Genomic DNA, 23,052 nt, shown 5'->3' on the forward strand with positions numbered 1-23,052 from the left:
ACCTGCGACACTGGCACCGGAACGACTTCAGCCCACGCCCGCGGGCCCGCCCCCGGGCGCGCGATGTGGAAAGGATGTGGCTCGATGCCGATCGACACGCCCGACGCCGGTGCTGCCGCGCTGCTCCGGGACTTCTCCCTCGAGATGACGGGCAAGGACGTGCCGGCGCTCGAGGAGGCGGCCCCCGTGATCCCGCAGGGGACCCGCATCAACGTCACCTTCCTCGGCAACGAGGACCTCGCCATGCGGGTGGCCGCGGCCCGTGCGGTGCGGGAGCGCGGATTCGTCCCCGTGCCCCACTTCTCGGCGCGGCGGCTGCGCTCCCAGGACGAGCTCGAGGAGTTCCTCGCGGCGCTCGCGGAGGTCGGCGCCGCCGAGCACGTCTTCGTGGTGGGCGGGGACCCCGAGACCCCGGAGGGCCCGTATCCGGACTCCCTCTCCGTCATCCGCACCGGCGTGCTCCAGCAGCACGGCGTGCGGGGGGTGGGCGTCAGCGGCTACCCGGAGGGCCACCCCGACATCGACGACGACACCCTGTGGTCCGCGCTGACCGACAAGACGGCCGCGATCCGCGAGCAGGGCCTCGAGCCCGAGATCATCACCCAGTTCGGCTTCGACAAGGACCCGGTGCTGGAGTGGCTGGCCGAGGTGCGCCGCCGCGGCGTGGACGCCCCGGTGCGGGTCGGGGTGCCGGGGCCCGCGGGCGTCAAGCGCCTGCTCGGCTACGCGCGCCGCTTCGGCGTGGGCACCTCGGCCGGCATCGTGCAGAAGTACGGCTTCTCCCTGACCAACCTGCTGGGCACCGCGGGACCGGACCGGTTCCTGCGCGATCTCGCCGCCGGTCACGACCCCGCGGTCCACGGGCAGGTGCTCCTGCACTTCTACACCTTCGGCGGGCTGCGGACCACGGCCGAGTGGGTCCGCGGGTTCGGGTCGGGCGGGCGGACGCCGTGAGCGGCGCCCAGCCGTCGATGCTGCGCCCGGACCACGCCAGCCTCGTGGTGCACGGCCGGGACCAGGCGGGGATCGTCGCCGTCGTCACCGAGGTCCTCGCCCGGCACGGCGCGAACATCGTGGCCCTCGACCAGCACTCCGACGACCCCGAGGGCGGCGCCTTCTTCCAGCGCACGGTCTTCCACCTCGCCGACTACGCGGCCTGCCGTCCCGCCCTCGAGCAGGACCTCGACACCGCGCTCGCGGAGGACTTCGAGCTCGAGTGGCGGCTGACCGACCTGTCGGTGCCGCGGCGGGTGGCGGTCTTCGCCTCGAAGTCCGACCACTGTCTCCTCGACCTCATCTGGCGCCAGCGCCGCGGCGAGCTGCCCATGACGATCTCCATGGTCGTCTCCAACCACCCCGACATGGCCGAGGACGTGCGCGGCTTCGGCATCCCGTTCTTCTACGTGCCCACCGAGGACAAGGCCGCGGCCGAGGCGGAGCACCTGCGCCTGCTGCCGGGCAACGTCGACCTCGTGGTCCTCGCCCGGTACATGCAGGTCCTGTCCTCCTCGTTCCTGGCCCGGGTCGGGGTGCCGGTGATCAACATCCACCACTCGTTCCTGCCGGCCTTCATCGGGGCCGCGCCGTACCGCAAGGCGAAGGAGCGGGGCGTGAAGATCATCGGCGCCACCGCCCACTACGTCACCGAGGACCTCGACGAGGGCCCGATCATCGAGCAGGACGTGGTCCGGGCCTCGCACCGGGACTCCGCGCAGGAGCTCGCCCGGCGCGGCGCGGACGTGGAGCGCCAGGTGCTCTCCCGTGCCGTGCTGTGGCACTGCCAGGACCGCATCATCCGGCACGACCGGCACACCATCGTGTTCTGATCCCGTTCCCGCCCCGCCGGCGCGCCCGCGCCGGCGGGGCACCACCGCAGAGAAGGAGTTCACCGTGGCACCCCGCACTCTCCAGGACGTCCTCGACGCCTCGGACGGCACCGTCGACCTGTTGCGCAACTCGCAGATCGGCGCCTACGTCTACCCGGTCGTCGCGCCCGAGTTCCACAACTGGCGCAGCGAGCAGAAGGCGTGGCGGGAGACCGCCGTCCTCTACGACCAGTCCCACCACATGGACAACCTGTTCATCCGCGGCAAGGACGCGCTGAAGCTGATCTCGGACACCGCGATCAACAGCACCAAGACGTTCCCCGTGAACAAGGCGAAGCAGTACGTGCCCACGACCCCGGACGGCCACGTGATCGGCGACGGCATCCTGTTCCACCAGGAGGAGGACGAGTACGTCTACGTGGGCCGCGCCCCGGCCGCCAACTGGCTGCTCTTCCACGGGGAGACCGGCGGGTACGACGTCGACATCGAGGTCGACCGCCGCTCCCCGTCCCGACCGATGGGCAAGCCCGTGGTCCGGAAGTACTGGCGCTTCCAGATCCAGGGCCCCAACGCGTGGCAGATCATCGAGAGGCTCAACGGCGGGCCGCTCGAGCAGCTGAAGTTCTTCACGATGGACCGGATGAGCGTCGGCGGTGCGCAGGTGCGCACCCTGCGCCACGGCATGGCCGGGGAGCCCGGGCTCGAGATCTGGGGTCCGTACGAGTCCTACGACCAGGTGCGCCAGACGATCCTGGAGGTCGGCGCCGAGTTCGGCATCGTTCCCGTCGGGGCCCGGGCGTACCCCTCGAACACGCTGGAGTCCGGCTGGATCCCGTCCCCGCTCCCGGCCGTCTACACCGGCGAGGGCACGGCGGACTACCGGAAGTGGCTCGGGGCGGACAGCTACGAGGCGACCAACGCGCTCGCCGGCAGCTTCGTCTCCGAGAACATCGAGGACTACTACCTCACGCCGTGGGAGCTGGGCTACGGGTCCTTCGTGAAGTTCGACCACGACTTCATCGGCCGCGACGCCCTGGAGCGGATGGACCCCTCGGCCCAGCGCCGGAAGGCCACCCTGGCCTGGAACGCGGAGGATGTGCAGAAGCTGTTCGCGTCCCTCTTCGACACCGCGGGCCCGGACTACAAGTACTTCGACCTGCCCCTGGCCAACTACGGGTCCTCGAACTACGACGCCGTGGTCGACGCCGACGGCCGCACCGTGGGCCTGTCCATGTTCACCGGCTACAGCTACAACGAGCACAAGGCCCTGTCGCTGGCCACCGTCGACGCGAACGTGCCCGATGGCACCGAGCTGAAGGTGGTCTGGGGCGAGCCCGACGGCGGCAGCCGCAAGACGACCGTCGAGCCCCACGAGCAGCTCGAGGTCCGCGCGGTGGTCAGCCCGGTGCCGTACTCCGAGGTGGTGCGCAAGGAGTACCACGGCGGCTGGCGGACCGCCTCGGCCCAGAAGGGCTAGCCGAGGAGCCGTCCGAGGGCCCGCTGGACGGGGCCGGGCTCCCACCGTCCGACGCCGTCGACGACCCCCACGGGGTGCACGCCGGCCACCGAGTTGGTCACGAACACCTCGGTGGCGCGGGCGAGCTCCGCCCACCGCACGGGGCGCTCGTGCACGTCCGCCCCGGCGTCGCGCAGCGCCGCCAGGACGCGGGCGCGCACCACCCCGGGCAGGATCCGGCCGTCCGCGGGCGGGGTGAGCACGGCGCCGTCGACGACGACGAAGATGTTGGCCCGGCCCGTCTCCAGGAGGGTGCCGTCCTCGTCCACGAGCAGGGGGTCGCAGCTGCGCGTCCACAGCCCGGACTCCGGCTCGTGGGCGAGCGCCCGCCGGTCCGCCCACTTGTGCTCGCCGAGCCCACCGGGCAGCCGCAGGGGCACGAGCCGCCACGGCGGCACCGGCTCCGGCGGGAGGGCCGTCGTCGTGACCGTCACGGTCAGGGCCCCCTCCGGGGCCGGGGCCGCGGTGATCCGCAGCCGGTGGGGGCCGGGCAGCCCGGAGGCCCGGCCCTCCACCTCGGCGCGGACGCCCGGGGGCAGGGCGGTGCCGTAGCAGGCGAGGCAGCTGGCGCCGAGCCGCCCCAGGTGGGCGTCGAGGTCCACGGGCCTGCCCCCGCGCACGAGCAGCGTGGTGAAGACCCCCTCCGCGCGGATCGCCGGGAGGGCCGGCAGGGCCGGGAGGGCCGACGGGGCTGACAGCGCCGACGGGTCGGCCGCGGCGCCGTGCCCGTCCCAGTCCTGCCGGAGGTCCTCGTCCAGCACGGCCCCGACGGCGTCGAGCAGGGGCACCGCCTTCACGAGCGTCTCGTGCGTCTCGTCCGCCGGGTCGGAGTCGGCCACGATCCCGCCGCCCACGCCCAGCCGGACCCGGTCACCGGTGAACTCGAAGGTGCGGATCGCCACGTTGAGCACGAGACCGGCCGGGCCCGCGAACCCGATCGCCCCCGTGTAGACCTCGCGGGCCGCGGGCTCGAGCGCGTTGACGATCTCCATGGCCCGGATCTTCGGGGCACCCGTGCAGGAGCCGGGCGGGAACGTCGCCCGCAGCAGCGCCCCGTCCCCGAGGCCGGCGGGCAGCCGGCCGTGCACGTCCGCGACCAGGTGGTGGACCCCGGTGTGGGGCTCGACCCGGGGCGCCGCGGGGGCCCGCACCGATCCGGGGAGGCACGCCCGGGAGAGGTCGTTGCGCATGAGGTCCACGATCATCACGTTCTCCGCCCGGTTCTTCGCCGAGGCGTGCAGGGCCGCGGGATCGCTCGCGGCCGGCGCGGTGCCCTTGATCGGGGAGGTCAGGACCGTGCGCCCGGTGCGGCGCAGGAACAGCTCCGGGGACAGGCTGGCGACCGCCCCCGCCGGGAGGCGCAGGAACGCGGCGAAGCGCGGGGCCAGTGCCTCGTGCCCGGCGCAGAACAGGTCGAGGGGATCGCCCTCGAAGCCGGCCTCGAGACCGCGGCAGACGTTGGTCTGGAAGACGTCGCCGTTCCGGATGTGGCCCAGCACCGCGGCCACGGCCGCGGCGTGCTCGGCCGCCGAGGCGTCGGCCGCGAAGGGCCCGCACCGGTAGGCGGCCGGAGCGTGCGGGGCGTCCGACGCCGACCGGGCGAGCGCCCGTGCGGCCGCCACCCGGGCCGGGTCCGTGCCGGGCAGCCAGGCGAGGACCCAGGCCCCGTCCGCGGCGCGGTGGCGCAGGACGTGGTCGTAGTACCCGAGACGGTGCTCCGGGAGCCGCAGCGGGCGTGGCGGGGCCGGAGGCAGCCGCTCGAGCCGCCGGGCCAGCTGGTAGCCGAGGTAGCCGATCCAGCCGCCCCCGAACGGGGCCCCGGGACCGTCGGCCGCCGGGTCCTCCGCCCGGGGATCGCTTCCCGCCGGGTCCTTCCGCCTCGGGTCGTCGTCCGTCGTGCTCGGATCCTGCGGATGGCGGGCGTCCAGGGCCGCGAACGGATCCTCCTCCTCGCCGAGCACCCGGAGCGGCCGGAAGCCGATCAGGGCGTCCCCGTCCTGCCAGTCGCCGAACAGACCCACCAGCCCGGGTTCGTCCCGCAGCGCCCGCAGCATCTGCACCGGTGTCAGGGACACCCCGGTGAGGATCTCCTCCCGCGCCATGCCGGCCTCAGCCGTTCCCCGGGACAGCCGTGGGCGTCCCGCCGCCGGCCTCCGCCTCGAGCCGCCACCGGGAGTTCGCCAGGTGCGCGCGCATGGCGGCCGACGCGGCGAGCGGGTCCCGGGCCCGGATCGCGTCCAGCACCGACCGGTGCTCGGCGGCGACCCGGGCCGCGCGCTCTCCGCCGCTCCCGGGGGCACCGTCCAGCCGGCGCGGCGGCATGGTGATCATGGCCGGCCCGAGACCGGTCAGGGCGTCCACGTAGTAGGGGTTGCCGCTGGCCTCCGCCACGGTCCGGTGGAAGTCGAAGTCGTTCTCCAGGGACGCGGCCGGGTTGTCGACCTCCCGCTCGGAGCGGGCGAGGGCGTCCTCCATCCGGGCGAGCTGGTGCTCCTCGCGCGCCGTGGCCGCCAGCGCCGCCGCCTCGGACTCGACCCCGGTGCGGAAGGCCAGCAGCCGGCGCCGGTCCTGCAGGGTGCGCACCGGCCGGCTCGTCCCGCCGGGCGTGGCCGGAGGGGTCAGCACGAAGCTGCCGCTGCCCCGCCGGGTGTGCACGAGCCCCTCGGCCTGGAGCCGGGCGACGGCCTCGCGCACCACCGTGCGGCTGACCCCGTGCTCCGCGATCAGCGTGCTCTCGCTGGGCAGGCGCTCGCCGGGGGAGATGCGCCCGTCGACGATGCGCGCCCGGAGGTCGTCGACGAGGGCGGTGGTGAGGTTGCGGCTCATGGGGACATGATCCCACCCGGGCGCGGTGCCCGCCGCCCGGGTCTTCCGGGGCCCGTTCCCGTGGAAGCGCGGGCGCCGCGGTTATCGGTCCGCGATAACCTTCCTTGGCGGGCCGAGCACCGGGCCGTGACACTGGCATCGAGAGCCCCGGGACGCCCGGGGCGTCCGCGAGGAGGGAGCAGGGATGATCTTCATCGTCGTCAAGTTCAAGGTGAAGCCGGAGTGGGCCGACCGCTGGATCGACTTCTCCGAGGAGTTCACCGAGGCCACCCGCGCGGAACCGGGCAACCTGTGGTTCGACTGGTCCCGCAGCGTGGAGGACCCCCACGAGTTCGTGCTCGTCGAGGCCTTCGAGGACGACGGCGCGGGCCCGCACGTCGACAGCGACCACTTCAAGGAGTTCACGGCGGCCGCCCCCCAGGCGCTGGTGGAGACCCCGCAGATCGTCAGCGAGCAGATCTCGGCCTCGGGCTGGAACCGGATGGGCGAGATCACGGTCGACTGAGCGCCCGCTGACGCGCCGCCGGCCCGGGAGCGGACGCCCGGGCTGTTGGCACGTGCAACCCGGCACGCCACAATGTGAGGCATGACCGCACACGAGACCGGCATGGCCTCCGTCCAGAAGGCTTTCGCCCTGCTGGACGTGGTCGCGGGGGACCCCCGCGGAGCCACGGCCAAGGACATCAGCACCGAGCTCGGGATCCCGCTGCCCTCGGTCTACCGGCTGCTGCAGACGCTCGTGGCCTCCGAGCACGTGGTGCACCTCAGGGACCAGCGGCGCTACGGCCTGGGCTACAAGGTCCACGCCCTCGACACCTCCCTGCGCCAGCAGGTCGGCACCCCGGGCACCGTGCGGCGGGCGGTCCGGGAGCTGCACGCGAGTGCGGACGCCGCCGCCTACTTCGCGGTCTACCGCGGCGACGCCATCGTGCTGGCGCACGTGGCCGACTCCCCGCGCCGGCCGCGCATCGATCCCCTGGACTTCGGGTTCACCGACGCCGCCCACGCCACGGCCTTCGGCAAGATCCTGCTCTCCCGCATGGACGACGACGAGGTGGCGGAGTACCTCGACCGCCACGGGATGCGCCCCCTCACGGAGCGCACGCTCACCACGCCGGAGCGCCTCGGGCACGAGCTCGGGCGCGTGCGCGCGGAGGGCATCGCCACGGAGCGCGAGGAGTTCGTGCCCGGCGCCTCGTGCCTGGCCGCGCCGGTCGTCGACGCGGCCGGCCGCACCCTCGGCTCCGTGGCGGTGTCGCTGCGGCCCTCCGACTTCGAGCGCAGGCACCGCACGATCGCACCCGTCCTGCGGGACGCCGCGGACCGCGTGGGCCGGGCCCTGCGCGCGGCGGAGGCCTGCCCGGCCGGCCCTGCGGCCGGCTGAGCAGACCTCCGCGCCCAGGCCGCTACAGGTGGCGCCCGGCCAGCTGCTGCGCGATGTAGTCCGCCTGCCGGACGGCCAGGGCCACGATCGTCAGCGTCGGGTTCGCCGCCGCGCCGGTGGTGAACAGCGAACCGTCGGAGACGAAGAGGTTCGGCACGTCGTGGGTCTGGCCGAACGCGTTGGTCACCCCGTCCTCGGGGCGCTCGCTCATCCGCGCCGTGCCCATGTTGTGGGTCGCCGGGTAGGGCGGGGTGTGGTGCACGGAGGTCGCGCCCACGGACTCGTAGAGCAGGGACGCCTGCTGGTAGCCGTGGTTGCGCATCGCGACGTCGTTGGCGTGGTCGTCGAAGTGCACGTTCGGCACGGGCAGCCCCAGGTGGTCCGTGACGGCCGTGTTGAGCGTGACCCGGTTGGTCTCCTGCGGCATGTCCTCGCCCACCACCCACATTCCGGCGGTGTTCTCGTAGCCGTCCAGCAGGGCCGCGAAATCCGGTCCCCAGGACCCGGGGTCCGCGAAGCTGGCGAGGAACGCGGGGCCCAGGGAGATCGTCTCCATGTAGTACCCGCCGGCGAAGCCGCGGTCCACGTCGTGGCGGGACTCGTCCGCGACGATCCCGGCCATCGTCTCCCCCCGGTACATGTGCACCGGGCGGTCGAACTGCGCGTAGACGGAGCCCGTGGTGTGCCGCATGTAGTTGCGGCCCACCTGCCCGGAGGAGTTCGCGAGCCCGTCCGGGAACAGCGGGGACCCGGAGAGCATCAGCAGCCGGGGCGTCTCGATCGCGTTGCACGCCACCGCCACGAGCCGCGCCTTCTGCCGCTGCACCTGGCCGTCGCCGTCGACGTAGAGCACGCTGTCGACCAGGCCCTTCTCCGTGTGGGTGATCTGCACGGCGTGGCAGTCCGGGCGCAGGTCGAGGTGCCCCGTGCGCAGGGCCTTCGGGATCTCCGAGACCAGCGTGGACCACTTCGAGCGGTTCTTGTCGCCCTGGAAGTTGAACCCGTCCTGGATGGAGGCCGGGCGCCCGTCGTAGGGCTCCGCGTTGGTCCCGTAGGGGCCGGTCGCGTAGTGCCGGTAGCCGAGCTTCTCCGCGCCCGCGGCCAGGACCTTGTAGTTGTTGTTCGCGGGCAGCGGCGGGCGGCCGTGGCGGTGGGTGCTGCCGATCTTCTGCTCGGCGCGGTCGTAGTACGGGGCGAGGTCCTCCAGGCCGATCGGCCAGTCCAGGAGGTTGGCGCCGTCGACGCGCCCGTAGACGCTGCGCGTGCGGAACTCGTGGGCCTTGAAGCGCGGCGTGGCCCCGGACCAGTGGGTGGTGGTCCCGCCGACGGCCTTGACGATCCACGTGGGGAGGTTGGGGAAGTCCCGGGCGATCCGCCACGACCCCGTGGTGGTCCGCGGGTCCAGCCAGGCCATCTGGTGGAAGGCCTCCCACTCGTCGTTGACCCAGTCCTCGCTGGTCAGGTGCGGCCCGGCCTCGAGCAGCACCACCTTGATGCCCTTCTCGGTCAGCTCGTGGGCGAGGGTCCCGCCGCCGGCGCCGGAGCCGATGACCACGACGGCGGAGTCGTCGTCGAGCTCGATGCGGGCGGAGCGCTGCTGGTCCTGGGGCGTGGTGGTCATGCGGTCTCTCCGTGGTCGATGACGTCCGACCCCTTGAAGAGGTCGCTGAAGGGCTCGTCGGTGGTCTCGGCCGCCGGCTTCGCGGCCACATTCCACCCCTCCTTGGGGGCGGCGGTCGCCACCCGGTACCCGAGGGGCCCGCACTCGGTGAGCTCCTCCTCGGACTCCTCGATGCGCGGGTCCGGCAGCCAGTCGAGGTCGTCGAAGCCGCGGTGCAGGTAGCCGCCCTGGGAGAAGGACTCGCCCTCGTAGCCGAAGGCCTCCCACACCTCGGGGTCGTCGTAGAGGTGCAGCACGGTGGTGCGGCGGATGAAGCCGAAGAACTCGAGGTCGGCGATCCGCTTGAGCACCTTGAGCGCGGCGTCGTCCGGCAGCTCCACGAACGGCGCGTCGCTGAGCGAGTTCAGGGTCAGCAGTCCCTGGGTCAGGGCCATCCGGAACCACGTGGAGTTCTCGGCCTCGGCCACGATCTTCTCCGTCATCCGTTCGTACGGGCCGTCCGGGATCCGGGGGTGGGGGAACGCGACCCGGATGACGCGGGTGAGGGTGCGCTTCGCCTCGTCGGTCAGGGCGAGGGCGTTCAGGGCGGAGTACTTCGCGGGATAGACCATGGGTCTCCTCCTCGTCGGCGGTGACGGGTGTAGCTCAGAGTGTGAGCCGGCTCACGGCCGTGGACCAGATCTGTTATCGCAGGGCGAGAATCGCCGTCCGTGAGAGCATGGGCCGACCGAAGGAGGCCGCGTGATCGTCGAACGACTGCCGGAGCACCTGCGCGAGGACGCCGTGTCCCTGTGGCAGGACGCGGGGCTGACCCGCCCCTGGAACGACCCCCGGGCGGACCTGGACCGGGCGCTCGGAAGCGCGTCCTCCACCGTCCTGGCCGCCGTCGAGGACGGCCGTCTCGCCGGCACCGCCATGGTCGGCCACGACGGCCACCGGGGATGGGCCTACTACGTGGCCGTGCACCCGGCCCGCCGGGGCCAGGGGCTGGGCCGTGAGCTGATGGCCGCGGCGGAGGAGTGGGTGGCAGAGCGCGGCATCCCGAAGATGCAGCTCATGGTCCGCACCGCCAACACCGGCACCCGGCAGTTCTACGAGCGGATGGGGTACGCCGTCCAGGACACCGTGGTGCTCGGGAAGTTCTTCGACCCCGAGCGGCAGGCCCGGCAGAGCGGCTGACCCCGGCTCAGCCGAGGGGGTCGGTGACGCCCTCCGGGCAGTCGTAGCGCGCGAAGTCCCAGGCGCTGCGGCGCGCCCCGGCACGGTAGGCGCTGTCCCAGAACTCCAGCACGGCGCCGTGCGGATCGGGCAGCGCCCGCACGTCGTCGTAGCGCAGCACCGCGAGGTGGGCGCCGCCGCGGTCGCTCCAGGACGCGGTCTCCGGCCGCAGGGGCTCGTCGGCCAGCCCGTCGGGCTCCGGGGCCGTGTAGGAGTAGAAGGCCGGTTCCGGGAAGGCCGCGTCCCCGAACCAGAACCCGGAGCTGATGACCTCCCGGGAGTAGGCCTCCCGGGTGACCGGGTCCGTGCCGGGCGGGGGATCCACGAAGCGGTCGGCGAAGCGGGTCACGGTGATGTCGAACGTGTGCCAGAAGTGGTGCACGGGGCTCGTCTTCCCGGACCAGCCGGCGGCGAACTCCTCCAGCAGCAGGTTCACCTGGCCGAGGACCTGCCAGTAGCGGGTGACGGCGGCGGGGTCGTAGGCGGCGTGCTCGGTGTCGGCGCTGAACGGACGCCCGGAGTCGGGCAGGTCGAACGGGTGCGGACGGGCGATGGTCACCTCCACCCCCACCGCTTCCAGGGCGCGCAGCACCCGGGCGTGGAACTCGGCGACGGACAGCCCCGGCAGGGCGAAGGAGTGCCGGGCCCCGGCGGCGGTGCTCACATCGAGGCGGTGGTCCAGGAAATCGAAGTCGATCGCGAAGACCGGGTCCCGTCCCATCGGTCGCGTGGTGATGCCGCGGCCGGTGACGTGGAACGGGACGTTCCACCAGTGGTTGCGGCGCGGCGCGGCCGCCAGCCGCACCTTGCCGACCACCTGGGCGAACCGGTGGACGGTGTCCAGGGTGTCCCGCCAGGACTCGTAGGGCATCTCGGGAAAGGCGACGTGGGTCATGGCTCCTCCTGCGCCCCAGTGTGCGGGCGTCACGCCACGGCGTCCAGGGGGTGTCCGCGGTCCGGCGGAAGTGCCACAGTGGTGCGGGAGGCCGCGGTGGGCGGCGTTCTGCACTGTGGAGGTGGTCGGCATGAGCGACGACGACACGAACGACGACATGAACGACGACATGAACGACGACATGAACGACGACATGAACGACGACATCGACGAGGCCGCCCCGCCGAGCGGCACGGGATGCGCCGAGTGCCTGGAAGCCGGCGGGTGGTGGGTGCACCTGCGCCGGTGCGCCCGGTGCGGCCACATCGGCTGCTGCAACAGCTCTCCGTCCCAGCACGCCACGGCCCACTACGGACAGACCGGCCACCGGTACGTGCGCAGCTTCGAGCCGGGGGAGTCCTGGTACTGGGACTACGCCACCGGCTCCTTCACACAGGGCCCCGACCTCGCCGCGCCACTGCATCGCCCGGAGGACCAGCCGGTGCCCGGCCCCGCGGGGGCCGTGCCTGCCGACTGGCGCCGGCGCATCCACCGGTGAACCGCAGCCGGCGGCGTGGCCGGAGGGCGTGATGGTGGAACCACCCGCTCAGGACGGCCCCGGTACCGCCCCGCCCGACCCCGGTGCCGCGCCGGTCCTGCTGGCCTGGGGGCAGCGGCGGGCCTGGTGGGTGCTGGCCGCCACCGTCCTGGGCTCGGCCCTGACGTTCATCGACACGACCGTGGTGAGCATCGCCCTGCCGTCCGTCGGCGCCGACCTGGGCGCGGGGAGCACCGGTCTGACCTGGGTGGTCAACGGGTACACGCTGACCCTGGCCGCGCTCGTCCTGCTGGGCGGTTCGCTGGGGGACCGGTACGGCCGGCGCCGGATCTTCCTGATCGGCGTCGGCTGCTTCGCGGGGGCCTCCGCGCTGTGCGGCCTGGCCCCGGACGTCACCGTCCTCGTCGCGGCGCGGGCCGTCCAGGGCGTCGGCGGCGCTCTCCTGGTGCCGACCGCACTCGCGATCCTGCAGTCGTCCTTCGCGCCGGGGCACCGCGCCCGCGCCATCGGCGCCTGGTCGGGGCTCACGGGGGTGGCCTCGGCGGTGGGGCCGTTCGCGGGTGGCTGGCTGGTCCAGACCGCGTCCTGGCGGTGGGTGTTCCTGGTCAATCTGCCGGTGGCCCTCGCCGTCGCGCTGATCGCCCGCCGGCACGTGCCCGAGTCGAGGAACCCGGCGGCCTGTCCGCAGCTCGACGTGCCCGGCGCCGTGCTGCTGGTCGCCGGGCTGGGGTCGCTGACGCTCGGGCTGACAGCCGCGGCCGGCGACGACCCGTCGGTACCGGGTGCGGGCGGGGCGCTCGGGGCCGGAGCCGTCCTGCTGGCGGTGTTCCTGGCGTGGGAGCGGCGGGCGGTGTCCCCGCTGCTGCCTCCCGCGCTGCTCGGGCAGCGGCTGTTCGTGGCGGCGAACGTCATCACCTTCCTGGTCTACGCCGGCCTGGGCGCGGTCTTCTTCGTCCTCGTCGTGGCCCTCCAGGTGGGGTCGGGGTTCTCTCCCGTGGCGGCCGGGCTGTCCCTGCTGCCCGTCACCGTCCTGATGCTGCTGCTCTCACCGTCCGCCGGTGCCCTGGTGCACCGGGTGGGCCCGCGACCGCCCATGACGGCCGGCCCCCTGATCGCCGCGCTCGGAGTGCTCCTGCTGGGCCGGGTGGGCCCCGGGGCGCACTACCTCCTGGAGGTGCTGGTCCCGGCCGCGGTGTTCGGCGCCGGGCTGACCCTGCTGGTCGCGCCGCTGACCGCCACGGTCCTCGGAGCGCTGCCCACGGAGCAGGCCGGGCTGGCGAGCGGGGTGAACAACGCCGTGGCGCGCACGGCGGGCCTGCTCGCGGTCGCGGCGATCCCGCTGGTGGGGGGACTCGGGGAGACGGGCCTCACCGACCCGGCCCGGGTGCGCGAGGGGTTCCCCGTGGTCATGGGGGTGTGCGCGGGTCTGCTCACGGCGGGCGGGCTGCTGTCCGCGGTGGTCCTGCGGCCCACGGCGCGGGACCACCCGTGACGCCTTCGTGACGCGACACATCCTTGACCGCCCGATCGGCGCGTTCCTACCCTGAAGCCCCTTGTCGTACGGCGGTGGGGCGTGAAGGCCGGGGCTGCGGGGCGCGGGGGCGTCCGAGGCCCGGCGGGCCGCGAGGTCGCCGGCAGGGATCACGACGTGCGCGTCCGCGCTCGTGATCGCGCACCGGCGCCCGGCCGGTTCGACCGAAAGCAGTGGTGACCCATGCGTCCTCCCGAGAACACCCGCGGCCCCGACCAGCTCTCCTGCGCTCGCGACAGGAGGCGACGGCGCACGCGCCGTGCGGGCTCCGCGCTGGCGCTGGCCGTGCTCCTGGCGTCCGGTCCGGCGGCCGGGGCGGCCACGGTCGCTGCGCCGCAGACCGACGTCGTCGTCGCCGCGCAGGTGCCGCCCGGGCTCGAGGACTTCTACGCCCAGCAGCCCGTGTGGACCGCCTGCGGCGTGGCGGCGGAGTGCGCCCGGGTGCGGGCGCCGCTCGACCACGAGAACCCGGCCGCGGGGCAGATCGAGCTGGCGGTCACCCGGGTGGTGAGCACCGACCCCTCCGCCCGGCAGGGGTCCCTGCTCGTGAATTTCGGCGGCCCGGGCGGGTCCGGCACGGAGTCGATCGAGGCGTGGGCGGCGGGTCTGGACCCCCGTGTCCGGGCGGCGTACGACATCGTCGGCTTCGACCCGCGGGGCGTGGGCAGCTCCACCGCCGTGGAGTGCATCGACGACGCCACGCTGGACGCGATGCGCGCGAGCAGCGTCGACCCCGACACCCCGGAGGGGCTCGCCCAGGCCGTCGCGGCGGCCGAGCGGTTCGCCGCGGCGTGCGCGGCGAACACCGGCCCGCTGCTCGGCGAGGTCGACACGGTCAGCGCCGCCAAGGACCTGGACATCCTGCGGGCGGTGCTGGGCGACGACGAGCTCCACTACCTCGGCTACTCCTACGGCACCTTTCTCGGCGCCACGTACGCCGACCTGTTCCCCCAGCACACGGGCCGGTTCGTGCTGGACGCGGCCATGGACCCGTCCCTCGACCAGGCGGGCGTCGTGCTCGGTCAGGCCGCCGCCTTCGAGCGTGCCCTCCGGCTGTACGTCGAGTCGTGCCTGCCGCTGGACGGGTGCCCCTTCGAGGGGACCGTCGACGAGGGGCTCGCCGAGATCGAGGCCCTGCTCCGGCAGGCCGAGGCGCAACCGCTGCCGACCGCCGACGGGCGGCCGCTCACCGTCGACGAGGCGCTGACGGGTCTGATCCTGCCGCTGTACAACGAGCAGAACTGGTGGTTCCTCACCCCGGCGCTCGCTCTCGCCCTCGACCACGGCGACGGAACCGCTCTGCTGGCGCTGGCCGACGCCTACCACGGCCGGCAGCCGGACGGGTCGTACCCGGGCAACAGCATGGAGGCGAACATCGCGATCAACTGCCTGGACCGCACCGTCGACGCCGATCCGGCCGCCATGGCCGCGATGGACACCCGGCTCCAGGAGCTGGCCCCGACCATGGGCGACTGGTTCAGCCACGGTGCCGTCACGTGCGACGCCTGGCCGCACGGGCCGGTCCGGGAGCCGGCACCCATCGACGCCGCGGGGGCGGGCCCCATCCTGGTCGTCGGCGGCACGGGGGACACCGCCACGCCCTACGCGTGGTCGCAGGCACTGGCCGCGCAGCTCGAGGACGGACGCCTGCTGACCCGGGTGGGTGAGGGCCACGGGTCCTATCTGCGGGGCAACCGGTGCGTCGACGAGACGGTCACCACCTACCTCCTCGAGGGAGTGCTGCCCGCGGAGGAGAGGATCTGCTGAGCCGTGGGGCCCGCCCGCCGGACCCTGCGGCGGAGTGCGGACGGGGCAGAAAGCGGCCGGTACGAGATCGCCCCCGCACCGGCCCAGCCGCCAGGGAAATCAGGAAGATCCGGCGGCTCCGGCCCATCCTACTGAGCGGCGGGTCACGGATCACCACTTGATTTCCGCGACCGCGTCCGGAACGTCGCAGGGTACGGCCCGTGCGTGAACGGCAGGGCTCCGGGCCGTGGACGAGGAGGACATGAAGAACCGTGACGTGCGGCGCCGGTGCGGGGCCGTGGACCGCCTGCACCTCGGCGGAACCGGCCGGGGGCGACCGGCGTCACGGCCGCGGCAGCTCCCGGCCGGCGCCCGCGCGGTGGACCCGGGTGCGCGGACGGCCCGGCAGCTGACCGGCCAGGGACGCGACGAGGGCCAGCCCGAACCCCGCGGCCTGGACGCCGGTGAGCGCCTCGTCCAGCAGCAGCCAGCCCAGGACCGCCGCCGTCACCGGGGTCAGCGGGACCAGCAGGGTCAGGCTCGTGGACGGCACCCGCCGACCGGCGTGGAACCACGCGGCGTAGGCGACGGCGCCGCCGGGCAGCGCCAGCCAGGCGTAGCCGGCCACGGCGGGCAGGTCCAGGACGAACGGACCCGTGTCCAGCAGCGGCACGAGCGGGGCGATCATCAGGCCGCCGAGGACCAGCTGCCAGCCGGTCGCCGCGAGACCGTTCATGCCCTCGGGCAGGCCCCACCGGCGCGTCAGGACCACCCCGGCGGCCATGACCGAGGTCCCGGCGAACGCCGCCGCGAGGCCCAGGGGGTCGAGGGTGACGGTGCCGGCGGACACGGCCACCGAGACTCCCGCCACGGCGGCGAGCGCCCACAGCACCCGGGGGAGGGGCGTGTGCTGCCGGAACGCCAGCAGCAGCAGGGCCGCCGCGACCAGGGGCTGGGCGGAGCCCACGACGGCGGCGAGGCCGCCCGGCAGGCGGTAGGCGCCGATGAACAGCAGCGGGAAGAACGCCCCGAAGTTGAGCAGTGCGAGCACCGCGAACCGTCCCCACCAGGAGCGCGGCGGCAGCTGCCGGGTGAGGGCGAGCAGCAGCAGCCCGGCGGGGAGGGCCCGCAGCAGCGACGCGGTCATGGGCCGGTCCGGGGGCAGCAGCTCGGTGGTGACCACGTAGGTGGTTCCCCACACGACCGGTGCCACGGCACCGAGCAGGATCAGCCGGGCACGGCCGGCCGGGTCGTGGTCCACCGGTGCACCCCCGCTCTGCCTCCGCCCCGTGCGGGGCAGGATGCACCGATCCTACGGTCCGGCCCGCCGGGGATTCGGAGTAGATTGCCACCATGGACGTCCGCGGGAGGCTGGTGAGCACGTCGTCCGTGCTCGCGCTCCTGCTGGGCGGGTGCGCCCCGGAGGGTGCCGGGACCGTGGGGGCCGGCGAACCGCTGGGCGCCCCGGCGGACGCACCCGTGCTGGACGTCGAGGTCGTCGTGGACGACCTCGAGCTCGCGTGGGACGTGGCCCGCACCCCGGAGGGCACCGTGCTGGTCACCGAGCGCGCCGGCCGGCTGCTCGCCCACGACGAGCAGGGCACGCGGGAGGTCGCGGCCGACCTGGACGACCTGTTCGTGGGCAGCGAGGCCGGGCTGATGGGCCTGGAGGTCTCCCCGGAGTTCGCGCGGACCCGGGAGATCTTCCTGTGCCACGCCACGCGGGCCGGTGACGACCGGCCGCGGGACGTGCGGGTCACCCGGTGGCGGCTCGCCGAGGACGCGTCGGCCGCGGAGCGCACCGGGACCGTGGTGGACGGCCTGCCCATCAGTTCCGGCCGGCACAGCGGATGCCGGCTGCGCTTCGCCCCGGACGGCACCCTCCGTGTGGGCACGGGGGACGCGGCCCAGGGCGGGAACCCGCAGGACCCGGAGTCGCTCGGCGGCAAGACGCTCCGGGTCGACCCCGACGGCACGATCCCGGAGGACAACCCGTTCGCCGACCGGGACGGGGCGGCGGCCACCGTGTTCACGCTGGGACACCGCAACGTGCAGGGGCTGGCGGTGCAGCCCGGCACGGACGCGGTGTGGGCGGCGGAGCACGGCCCCGACACCGACGACGAGATCAACGTCCTGGAACCCGGCGGCAACTACGGGTGGGACCCGGCACCCGGCTACGACGAGTCCGTCCCGATGACCGATCTCGAGAAGTACCCGGACGCGGTCGGGGCGGCGTGGTCCTCGGGGCGCCCGACCGTCGCCCTCGGCGGTGCCGTCTTCCTCGAGGGGGAGCAGTGGGGCGCGTGGGACGGTGCGCTGGCCGTGGCGGAGCTGAAGAACACCGGGGTGGGGGTCTACCGGGTCGAGGACGCGGAGGTCACCGGGCGGACCCGCATGGCCGAGCTGGAGAACGAGTACGGCCGGCTGCGCTCGCTGACCCTCGACGACGAGGGCGCCCTGTGGATCACCACCTCGAACGGGGACGGCGACGCCGTGCTGCGCGTCACCCCGCGCCCGGGTGACGGCTGACCGACGCCCCGGTGCTCCGCCCGCGGGAGGATCCGCCGCGCAGCGGATCCGGCCAGAGTGGACCCATGTCCGTTCCTGCGCCCGTGTCCCCCCGCATCGCCGCCCTCGACGTGGCCCGTGGTCTCGCGATCCTCGGCACGCTCGCCACCAACATCTGGATCTTCAGCCACCAGGGCGGCTTCCCGGGCTACCTGGTCGACCCGCTGGCCGGCACCGCCGGGGAGGTCTCGCGGGCGGTCCAGAGCGTGCTGATGGCGGCGGCCAACGGCAAGTTCCTGAGCCTGCTGATGCTCCTGTTCGGGATCGGCCTGGCCGTCCAGCACGCCTCCGCGCGGCGGCGCGGGCTGGCCTGGCCCCGCTCCTACCGGGCGCGGGCGGGGGTCCTCCTCCTGGACGGGCTGCTCAACTACCTGCTGATCATCGAGTTCGACGTCCTCATGGGCTACGCGCTCACGGGGCTCGTCGTGGCCTGGCTGGTGACCACCTCCGAGCGGGCCCAGCGCGTCGTCGCCACGGCGTGCGCGGTCCTGCACGTCGCAGCGATCGGGGCGCTGACGGCCGTCCTCGCCGTGGTCCCCGCCGGGGATCCGGCCGATGCCCTCGCCCGGCCGAACCCCTACGCGGACGGCACCTGGTGGGAGCTCGTGCTGCTGCGGACGGACGCGGTCGTCCTGTTCCGTGCCGAGCCCGTCCTGATCCTCGGCCTGGGGGTCGCCGTGTTCCTGGCCGGACGGTTCCTGTGGCGGGCCGGGCTCTTCGCCCCGGAGGGGGAGCTGTGGCGCCGACGGCTCATGGTCCTGGGGCTCGGGGCGGCCCTCCCCGTGGACCTCGCCCTCAACGTCCTCGGCGGTCAGGCCGGTGCCTTCCTCGCCCGCTACACGACCGCCCCGGTCGTGGCGGCGGGTCTGCTGGCCCTCGTGGCGCACCTCGGCGTGCGCGCTGCCGGGCGCCGGCCGACCTGGGCCGCGCGGCGGCTCACGGAGGTCGGGCGGACCGCGCTGAGCTGCTATCTGCTCCAGAACCTCCTGGCCTCGGCCCTGTTCTACGGCTGGGGTGCGGGCCTGGCCGTGGCCGCGGCCCAGTACCGGGTGCCCGTCACGGTCCTCGGCTGGCTGCTGGTCGGCGCCGCCGTGCTGCTCCTCGCGCACCTGTGGCTGCGGCGGTTCCCGCGCGGGCCGCTGGAGGAGCTCACGGCGCGGGCCACCGGCGCGCGGCGGGCCCCGGCGATGTCCGCGGGCGCTCAGGACTCCGCCTGGCCCTGCCGCCAGTAGCCCATGAAGGAGACGTGGTCCTTGGGGATGCCCGCGGCGTCCACGCACAGCCGGCGCAGCGCCCTGACGGTGCCGGACTCGCCGGCGAGGAACACGTAGGGGACGTCGGCGCGGGCGGCCGTGGCCACCGACCACGCGCGGGGCTCGGCGGCGTTCTCCCCGGCCGACAGGGCGGGCGTCCCGCGGCCGCGCTGCGGTCGGCGGCCCGCCAGCACGTCGTCCACGGCCGCGCCCGGCAGGTCGAGCAGGCGCGCGAGGCGCACCGCGGCCCGGTGCCCGTGCCCGGCCTGCTCGCCGCCCCCGGCGCGGGGCAGGACGTGCAGGCGCACGTCCGGCAGCTCGGCGGGCAGGCGGTGGGCGGCGACGTCCTCGGCGTGCGGGACCTCGAGGACCACGTCGAGACGGGGACGGGACCCGCCGGCCGGGATCCCGGAGCGGGTGTCGGTGAACTCCTCCGCGACGGACATCAGGGCCGGGGCCGCGGTCTCGTCCCCGACGGCGAGGACGCGCCGGGCGCCGCCGTGGTCCCACGCCGCCCACGGCCGCTCCTGCGGGCCGGGACCGAGCAGGTACACGCGCTCGCCGGGCGCGGCCGCGGCCGCCCACCGGCTGCCCGGGCCGTCCTGGGCGTGCCCGTCGTGCACGACGACGTCGATCACGAGCTCCGGCACCACGATCCCGCAGAACGTGGTGCGCCGGACGCCGCGCACGGTGTAGGTGCGCATCCATCCCCGCTCCTCGGCCGGCCGGGCGAACCAGCCCTCGCGCAGGCCCACGGACAGGTCCGCGCGCTCGGGCTCGCGGCCCGGGGGCGGGACGAGGAGCTTGATGTAGGCGTCGCGGCACCGGGTCGGGTCCCCGGCCCCGATGAGGGCGGGGGACAGGCCCGCGAGCTCCGGGCCGGCCAGCGTGATCCGGCGGAACGACGGGCACAGCTGCGTCACGGACGTCACGGCCGCCTCGACGCACAGCACGGGAGCGGCCGCGGGGACGGCGGCCTCGGGGGTGGTGGGGAGGGCGGTCACGGCAGGGTCCTTCCGATCTCGGCGGCAGCTCGGGGCGCGGGGTCCAGGGGCACGGGTACGGCCGGTGGGACGGGGTGCGAGCCCTCGCGGGCCCGCCCGCGGGGCAGGACGACGGGCCGGCCGCCCACGGGGTCCTGGGCGACGTCCGCCCGCAGCCCGAAGACCTCGGCCAGCAGCCCGGGGGTGAGCACCTCGGCCGGCGTGCCCACGGCCACGATCCGGCCGGCGGCCATCGCCACGAGCCGGTCGGCGACGCGCGCGGCGAGGTTCAGCTCGTGCAGCACGGCGACGACGGTGGCCCGCCCGCCCCCCGGGCCGTCCGGGTGCTCCAGCCCGCGGAGCATGTCGAGCAGGTCGACCTGGTGCGCCAGATCGAGGTAGGAGGTGGGCTCGTCGAGCAGCATCGTGCGGGCCCGCTGGGCGAGCGTCAGGGCGATCCAGACGCGCTGGCGCTGCCCGCCGGAGAGCTCCTCCACGGGCCGCCCGGCCAGGGCCGTGAGCTCGGTGAGCTCCATCGCCCGGGCCACGGCCGCGTCGTCGTCGGGGGAGGGGGCGCCCCACCACCGGCGGTGCGGGTGCCGTCCGCGCTCCACGAGCTCCGCGACGGTCAGGCCCTCCGGGACCACGGGCGACTGCGGCAGGAGGCTGACCGAGCGTGCGTACTGGCGGGCGTGCCACTCGCGCACCCCGCGGCCGTCGGCCTCGAGCGTCCCGGCGACCGGTCGCAGCTGCCGCGACAGCCCCTTGAGCAGGGTGGTCTTGCCGCAGCCGTTGGCGCCGATGAGCACGGTGGTGGCCCCGTGCGGGATGTCGAGGTCCACCTCCTGCACCACGGTGCGGTCGTCGTAGCCCAGGGACAGCCCGCGCATCCGGAACGCGGGGACGTCGCCCGCGGGGTCCTCGACGGGTCTCAGGCCGGGTCGCAGGTCTGTGCGCGGCTCGGGGCTCATGCCGCGGCTCCTCTCCGCTGCCGCACGAGCAGCCACAGCATCACGGGGGCGCCCACGGCGCCGGTGACCACGCCGGCGGGCAGCTGCACCTGCGCCAGCAGGTCCGATCCGACGGCGTCGGCGACCACCACGACCACGGCGCCCACGAGGGCGCAGGCCACGATCGAGGTCCGGCCGCGGGTCAGGGCGGTCGCCACCGGGGTGGACATCAGCGCCACGAAGGCGAGCGGACCGGTCGCGGCGGTGGCCGCGGCGGCCAGCACCACGCCCAGTCCGAGGGCGAGGGCCCGGCTGCGCGCCGGGCGCGCCCCGAGGGCGGCCGCCAGCTCGGGGCCGAGCTCGGCCGGCTCGAGCGCGCGGTGCACCGCCAGGGCCGCGGGCACGGCCAGCACGAGGCACGCGCCGAGGACGGTGATCCGGTCCCACGAGGCGGCGTTGAGCGAGCCCGCCGTCCAGCGGGCGGCGTCCTGGGCGGAGTTCAGGGACAGCTGGACGAGGAGGGCCGCGGTGAGGGCCTGCGCGAGCGCGGCCACGCCGATGCCGGCGAGCAGGAAGCGTTCCCCCACGATCCCGCCGGTGCGCAGCCGCACCGAGGCCGAGGCGATCAGGGCCGCGGCGAGCACCGCCCCCGCCAGGGCGGTCCAGGACACGGCCGTGCCGCGCAGGCCCCACACCGCGGTGCCGGCCACGGCCCCTGCCGCGGCCCCGTAGGTGATGCCCAGGATGTCCGGGCTCGCCAGGGGATTGCGCAGCACCCGGCGGAACAGGGCGCCGGAGCAGCCCAGCGCGGCCCCGGCGAGGGCGCCCAGCACGGCACGCGGCAGCTTCTCCTGCAGCACGATGAAGCTCGCCCCGGGGATCTGCTCCCCGGCGAGGATGGCGAAGAAGTCGGGGACCGTCACGGTGTAGCGCCCGAGCAGCACGCGCACGGCCAGGGCCGCGAGCAGCGCCAGGGCCAGCAGGGCGACGGCCCGGCGGGTGCGCCGGGTCCGTTCGCGGCGCACGCCCCGCACGAGGTCGGCGGTGCCGTTCCCCCCGGGAGCGGCCGCCGCGGGGGCGAGCACGGTGCCGGTCACAGGGTCACGCTCCGTCCCCGGCGCAGCAGCGCCAGCAGCACGGGCACGCCCAGCACCACCGTGGTCACGCCCACGTGGATCTCCTGGGGCGGGGTCAGCACCCGACCCAGGACGTCGGCCAGCAGGAGCAGGACGGGGCCGAGGACCACGCTGAACAGGACGATCCAGCGGTAGTCGCCGCCGAGGAGGCGGCGCACGGCGTGCGGCACGAGCAGCCCCACGAAGGCGATGGGGCCCGCGAGTGCCGTGGCCGAGCCGGAGAGCAGCACCACGCCCACGAAGACGAGCACGCGCTGGAGGCCGAGGTCCACGCCCAGCCCGTGCGCGAGCTCGTCGCCCAGGGCCATGGCGTTGAGCCCCGAGGAGCCGCCGAGCACGAGGAGCACGCCGAGCAGGACGAGGGGTGCCACGGCGGTGAGGTCGCCCGTCTCGGCGCGGGCGACCGAGCCGATGCTCCAGAACCGGAAGCGGTCCAGCACCGCGGGCAGGACGAGCACCACGGAGGTGGTCAGCGCGGTGAAGCCGGCGTTGACGGCCGCGCCGGACAGGACCAGGCCGGTCGGGGTCGCGGCACCGCCGCCGAGCCGGGACGAGCCGAAGACGAGCACCGCGGCCACGGCCGAGCCGGCGAGGGCCAGCGCGGTGAGCTGCCACGTGGCCACCACGCCGAGCCAGCCGATCCCGAGGACCACCGCGCACGACGCGCCGGCGGTCAGCCCGAGCAGGCCCGGGTCGCCCAGGGGGTTGCGGCTGACTCCCTGCATCCCGGCGCCCGCCACGGCCAGGGCCGCCCCCACGAGCACCGCGGTCAGGGTCCGGGGGATCCTGCTCTGCACCACGGCGGCGTCGATGCCCAGGCCGGCGGAGACCTGCGACCAGCCGCCCTCCAGGAGGGCGGCGGGCAGTCCGGTGAGCACCGCGACCACCGTGGCCGGATCCACCGGCCGCGCCCCCCAGAACAGGGAGGCCGCGGCGGCGAGGGCCAGCAGCAGCACGGCCGCGGACAGGGCGAGGCCCCGGCGCCGCGGGGCGGTGCCGGGGGCCTGCCGGGTCGGCCGCGCGGGGGCGGCCGTGCTCGCCGTGCTCACCGGGACTGCGGT

The 23,052-nt window shown here is 74.9% G+C and carries 21 protein-coding genes; 11 read left to right on the forward strand and 10 right to left on the reverse strand.

Going from position 1 to position 23,052, the window contains the following annotated elements; translation table 11 throughout:
- Positions 1 to 84: 84 nt before the first annotated feature.
- From ACH9D3_RS17080 to ligM, 3 genes are all read left to right on the forward strand, one after another.
- Positions 85 to 954, forward strand: coding sequence for a methylenetetrahydrofolate reductase (locus tag ACH9D3_RS17080; RefSeq protein WP_396411844.1), 870 nt, complete (start codon positions 85 to 87; stop codon positions 952 to 954).
- A 17-nt stretch (positions 955 to 971) separates the two neighbouring features.
- A complete protein-coding gene (purU, locus tag ACH9D3_RS17085; RefSeq protein ID WP_396400570.1) occupies positions 972 to 1,826 on the forward strand; it encodes a formyltetrahydrofolate deformylase in 855 nt (284 codons plus the stop codon).
- 64 nt (positions 1,827 to 1,890) lie between these two features.
- Positions 1,891 to 3,303, forward strand: coding sequence for a vanillate/3-O-methylgallate O-demethylase (ligM, locus tag ACH9D3_RS17090; RefSeq protein ID WP_396411845.1), 1,413 nt, complete (start codon positions 1,891 to 1,893; stop codon positions 3,301 to 3,303).
- Here ligM and ACH9D3_RS17095 read toward each other — a convergent pair.
- Together ACH9D3_RS17095 and ACH9D3_RS17100 are read right to left on the reverse strand one after the other, a co-directional pair.
- Positions 3,300 to 5,444, reverse strand: coding sequence for a chorismate-binding protein (locus ACH9D3_RS17095; RefSeq protein WP_396411846.1), 2,145 nt, complete (start codon positions 5,442 to 5,444; stop codon positions 3,300 to 3,302). The genes ligM and ACH9D3_RS17095 overlap by 4 nt on opposite strands.
- A gap of 7 nt (positions 5,445 to 5,451) precedes the next feature.
- Positions 5,452 to 6,168: an FCD domain-containing protein gene (locus tag ACH9D3_RS17100; protein WP_396411847.1), complete on the reverse strand. Its 717-nt coding sequence runs from the start codon at positions 6,166 to 6,168 to the stop codon at positions 5,452 to 5,454.
- Between the two features lie 184 nt (positions 6,169 to 6,352).
- Between ACH9D3_RS17100 and ACH9D3_RS17105 the strand changes: the two genes are divergently transcribed.
- Together ACH9D3_RS17105 and ACH9D3_RS17110 are read left to right on the forward strand one after the other, a co-directional pair.
- Positions 6,353 to 6,673 carry an antibiotic biosynthesis monooxygenase gene (locus ACH9D3_RS17105; RefSeq protein ID WP_396411848.1) on the forward strand — a complete coding sequence of 107 codons (321 nt, stop codon included), beginning with the start codon at positions 6,353 to 6,355 and terminating at the stop codon, positions 6,671 to 6,673.
- Positions 6,674 to 6,754: 81 nt separating this feature from the next.
- Positions 6,755 to 7,552, forward strand: a complete 798-nt coding sequence (locus tag ACH9D3_RS17110; RefSeq protein WP_396411849.1) for an IclR family transcriptional regulator domain-containing protein — start codon at positions 6,755 to 6,757, stop codon at positions 7,550 to 7,552.
- Positions 7,553 to 7,574: 22 nt separating this feature from the next.
- Here the strand turns inward: ACH9D3_RS17110 and ACH9D3_RS17115 are convergent, their stop codons facing one another.
- Positions 7,575 to 9,173, reverse strand: a complete 1,599-nt coding sequence (locus ACH9D3_RS17115; RefSeq protein ID WP_396411850.1) for a GMC oxidoreductase — start codon at positions 9,171 to 9,173, stop codon at positions 7,575 to 7,577.
- Complete coding sequence (locus ACH9D3_RS17120) at positions 9,170 to 9,784, reverse strand: hypothetical protein (RefSeq protein WP_396400487.1); 615 nt, start codon at positions 9,782 to 9,784, stop codon at positions 9,170 to 9,172. The genes ACH9D3_RS17115 and ACH9D3_RS17120 overlap by 4 nt, the downstream gene beginning before the upstream one ends.
- 130 nt (positions 9,785 to 9,914) lie before the next feature.
- Here ACH9D3_RS17120 and ACH9D3_RS17125 point away from each other — a divergent pair, with 130 nt between their 5' ends.
- Complete coding sequence (locus ACH9D3_RS17125; RefSeq protein WP_396411851.1) at positions 9,915 to 10,352, forward strand: GNAT family acetyltransferase; 438 nt, start codon at positions 9,915 to 9,917, stop codon at positions 10,350 to 10,352.
- A gap of 7 nt (positions 10,353 to 10,359) precedes the next feature.
- Here ACH9D3_RS17125 and ACH9D3_RS17130 read toward each other — a convergent pair whose 3' ends face one another.
- Positions 10,360 to 11,286, reverse strand: coding sequence for a DUF5996 family protein (locus tag ACH9D3_RS17130; RefSeq protein WP_396411852.1), 927 nt, complete (start codon positions 11,284 to 11,286; stop codon positions 10,360 to 10,362).
- A 193-nt stretch (positions 11,287 to 11,479) separates the two neighbouring features.
- Here ACH9D3_RS17130 and ACH9D3_RS17135 point away from each other — a divergent pair, with 193 nt between their 5' ends.
- From ACH9D3_RS17135 to ACH9D3_RS17145, 3 genes are all read left to right on the forward strand, one after another.
- Complete coding sequence (locus ACH9D3_RS17135; RefSeq protein WP_396411873.1) at positions 11,480 to 11,824, forward strand: UBP-type zinc finger domain-containing protein; 345 nt, start codon at positions 11,480 to 11,482, stop codon at positions 11,822 to 11,824.
- 31 nt (positions 11,825 to 11,855) lie between these two features.
- Complete coding sequence (locus tag ACH9D3_RS17140) at positions 11,856 to 13,316, forward strand: DHA2 family efflux MFS transporter permease subunit (protein ID WP_396411853.1); 1,461 nt, start codon at positions 11,856 to 11,858, stop codon at positions 13,314 to 13,316.
- A 222-nt stretch (positions 13,317 to 13,538) separates the two neighbouring features.
- The gene (locus tag ACH9D3_RS17145; protein WP_396411854.1) at positions 13,539 to 15,122 is read left to right on the forward strand and encodes an alpha/beta fold hydrolase; all 1,584 of its coding nucleotides are present in this window, start codon (positions 13,539 to 13,541) and stop codon (positions 15,120 to 15,122) included.
- Between the two features lie 322 nt (positions 15,123 to 15,444).
- Here the strand turns inward: ACH9D3_RS17145 and ACH9D3_RS17150 are convergent, their stop codons facing one another.
- Positions 15,445 to 16,362, reverse strand: a complete 918-nt coding sequence (locus ACH9D3_RS17150; RefSeq protein ID WP_396400493.1) for a DMT family transporter — start codon at positions 16,360 to 16,362, stop codon at positions 15,445 to 15,447.
- 92 nt (positions 16,363 to 16,454) lie between these two features.
- Here ACH9D3_RS17150 and ACH9D3_RS17155 point away from each other — a divergent pair, with 92 nt between their 5' ends.
- Together ACH9D3_RS17155 and ACH9D3_RS17160 are read left to right on the forward strand one after the other, a co-directional pair.
- Entirely contained in the window at positions 16,455 to 17,630 is a 1,176-nt protein-coding gene (locus tag ACH9D3_RS17155) for a PQQ-dependent sugar dehydrogenase (RefSeq protein WP_396400494.1), read from the forward strand.
- 65 nt (positions 17,631 to 17,695) lie between these two features.
- Positions 17,696 to 18,901 carry a DUF418 domain-containing protein gene (locus ACH9D3_RS17160; RefSeq protein WP_396411855.1) on the forward strand — a complete coding sequence of 402 codons (1,206 nt, stop codon included), beginning with the start codon at positions 17,696 to 17,698 and terminating at the stop codon, positions 18,899 to 18,901.
- Here the strand turns inward: ACH9D3_RS17160 and ACH9D3_RS17165 are convergent.
- Genes ACH9D3_RS17165 through ACH9D3_RS17180 form a run of 4 tightly spaced genes read right to left on the reverse strand, consistent with a single transcriptional unit; the run spans position 18,871 to position 23,040 of the window.
- Positions 18,871 to 19,926, reverse strand: coding sequence for a siderophore-interacting protein (locus tag ACH9D3_RS17165; RefSeq protein WP_396411856.1), 1,056 nt, complete (start codon positions 19,924 to 19,926; stop codon positions 18,871 to 18,873). The genes ACH9D3_RS17160 and ACH9D3_RS17165 overlap by 31 nt on opposite strands.
- On the reverse strand, positions 19,923 to 20,876 hold the full coding sequence (locus ACH9D3_RS17170) for an ABC transporter ATP-binding protein (RefSeq protein ID WP_396400497.1): 954 nt from the start codon (positions 20,874 to 20,876) through the stop codon (positions 19,923 to 19,925). The genes ACH9D3_RS17165 and ACH9D3_RS17170 overlap by 4 nt, the downstream gene beginning before the upstream one ends.
- Positions 20,873 to 21,952: an iron chelate uptake ABC transporter family permease subunit gene (locus tag ACH9D3_RS17175; RefSeq protein ID WP_396411857.1), complete on the reverse strand. Its 1,080-nt coding sequence runs from the start codon at positions 21,950 to 21,952 to the stop codon at positions 20,873 to 20,875. Before ACH9D3_RS17175 ends, ACH9D3_RS17170 begins: the two co-directional genes overlap by 4 nt.
- A complete protein-coding gene (locus tag ACH9D3_RS17180; protein ID WP_396400499.1) occupies positions 21,949 to 23,040 on the reverse strand; it encodes a FecCD family ABC transporter permease in 1,092 nt (363 codons plus the stop codon). The genes ACH9D3_RS17175 and ACH9D3_RS17180 overlap by 4 nt, the downstream gene beginning before the upstream one ends.
- Between the last annotated feature and the right edge of the window lie 12 nt (positions 23,041 to 23,052).

This window comes from Kocuria kalidii, assembly GCF_044462225.1.
Classification (GTDB): Bacteria; Actinomycetota; Actinomycetes; order Actinomycetales; family Micrococcaceae; genus Kocuria; species Kocuria kalidii.

What these genes read in the sequence shown, in the direction of transcription:
- ACH9D3_RS17080 (WP_396411844.1), top strand. Translation starts at nt 85, where the DNA reads ATGCCGATCGACACGCCCGACGCCGGTGCTGCCGCGCTGCTCCGGGAC.
- purU (WP_396400570.1), top strand. Translation starts at nt 972, where the DNA reads ATGCTGCGCCCGGACCACGCCAGCCTCGTGGTGCACGGCCGGGACCAG.
- ACH9D3_RS17095 (WP_396411846.1), bottom strand. Translation starts at nt 5,444, where the DNA reads ATGGCGCGGGAGGAGATCCTCACCGGGGTGTCCCTGACACCGGTGCAG.
- ACH9D3_RS17100 (WP_396411847.1), bottom strand. Translation starts at nt 6,168, where the DNA reads ATGAGCCGCAACCTCACCACCGCCCTCGTCGACGACCTCCGGGCGCGC.
- ACH9D3_RS17105 (WP_396411848.1), top strand. Translation starts at nt 6,353, where the DNA reads ATGATCTTCATCGTCGTCAAGTTCAAGGTGAAGCCGGAGTGGGCCGAC.
- ACH9D3_RS17110 (WP_396411849.1), top strand. Translation starts at nt 6,755, where the DNA reads ATGACCGCACACGAGACCGGCATGGCCTCCGTCCAGAAGGCTTTCGCC.
- ACH9D3_RS17115 (WP_396411850.1), bottom strand. Translation starts at nt 9,173, where the DNA reads ATGACCACCACGCCCCAGGACCAGCAGCGCTCCGCCCGCATCGAGCTC.
- ACH9D3_RS17120 (WP_396400487.1), bottom strand. Translation starts at nt 9,784, where the DNA reads ATGGTCTATCCCGCGAAGTACTCCGCCCTGAACGCCCTCGCCCTGACC.
- ACH9D3_RS17130 (WP_396411852.1), bottom strand. Translation starts at nt 11,286, where the DNA reads ATGACCCACGTCGCCTTTCCCGAGATGCCCTACGAGTCCTGGCGGGAC.
- ACH9D3_RS17135 (WP_396411873.1), top strand. Translation starts at nt 11,480, where the DNA reads ATGAACGACGACATCGACGAGGCCGCCCCGCCGAGCGGCACGGGATGC.
- ACH9D3_RS17140 (WP_396411853.1), top strand. Translation starts at nt 11,856, where the DNA reads ATGGTGGAACCACCCGCTCAGGACGGCCCCGGTACCGCCCCGCCCGAC.
- ACH9D3_RS17145 (WP_396411854.1), top strand. Translation starts at nt 13,539, where the DNA reads ATGCGTCCTCCCGAGAACACCCGCGGCCCCGACCAGCTCTCCTGCGCT.
- ACH9D3_RS17155 (WP_396400494.1), top strand. Translation starts at nt 16,455, where the DNA reads ATGGACGTCCGCGGGAGGCTGGTGAGCACGTCGTCCGTGCTCGCGCTC.
- ACH9D3_RS17160 (WP_396411855.1), top strand. Translation starts at nt 17,696, where the DNA reads ATGTCCGTTCCTGCGCCCGTGTCCCCCCGCATCGCCGCCCTCGACGTG.
- ACH9D3_RS17170 (WP_396400497.1), bottom strand. Translation starts at nt 20,876, where the DNA reads ATGAGCCCCGAGCCGCGCACAGACCTGCGACCCGGCCTGAGACCCGTC.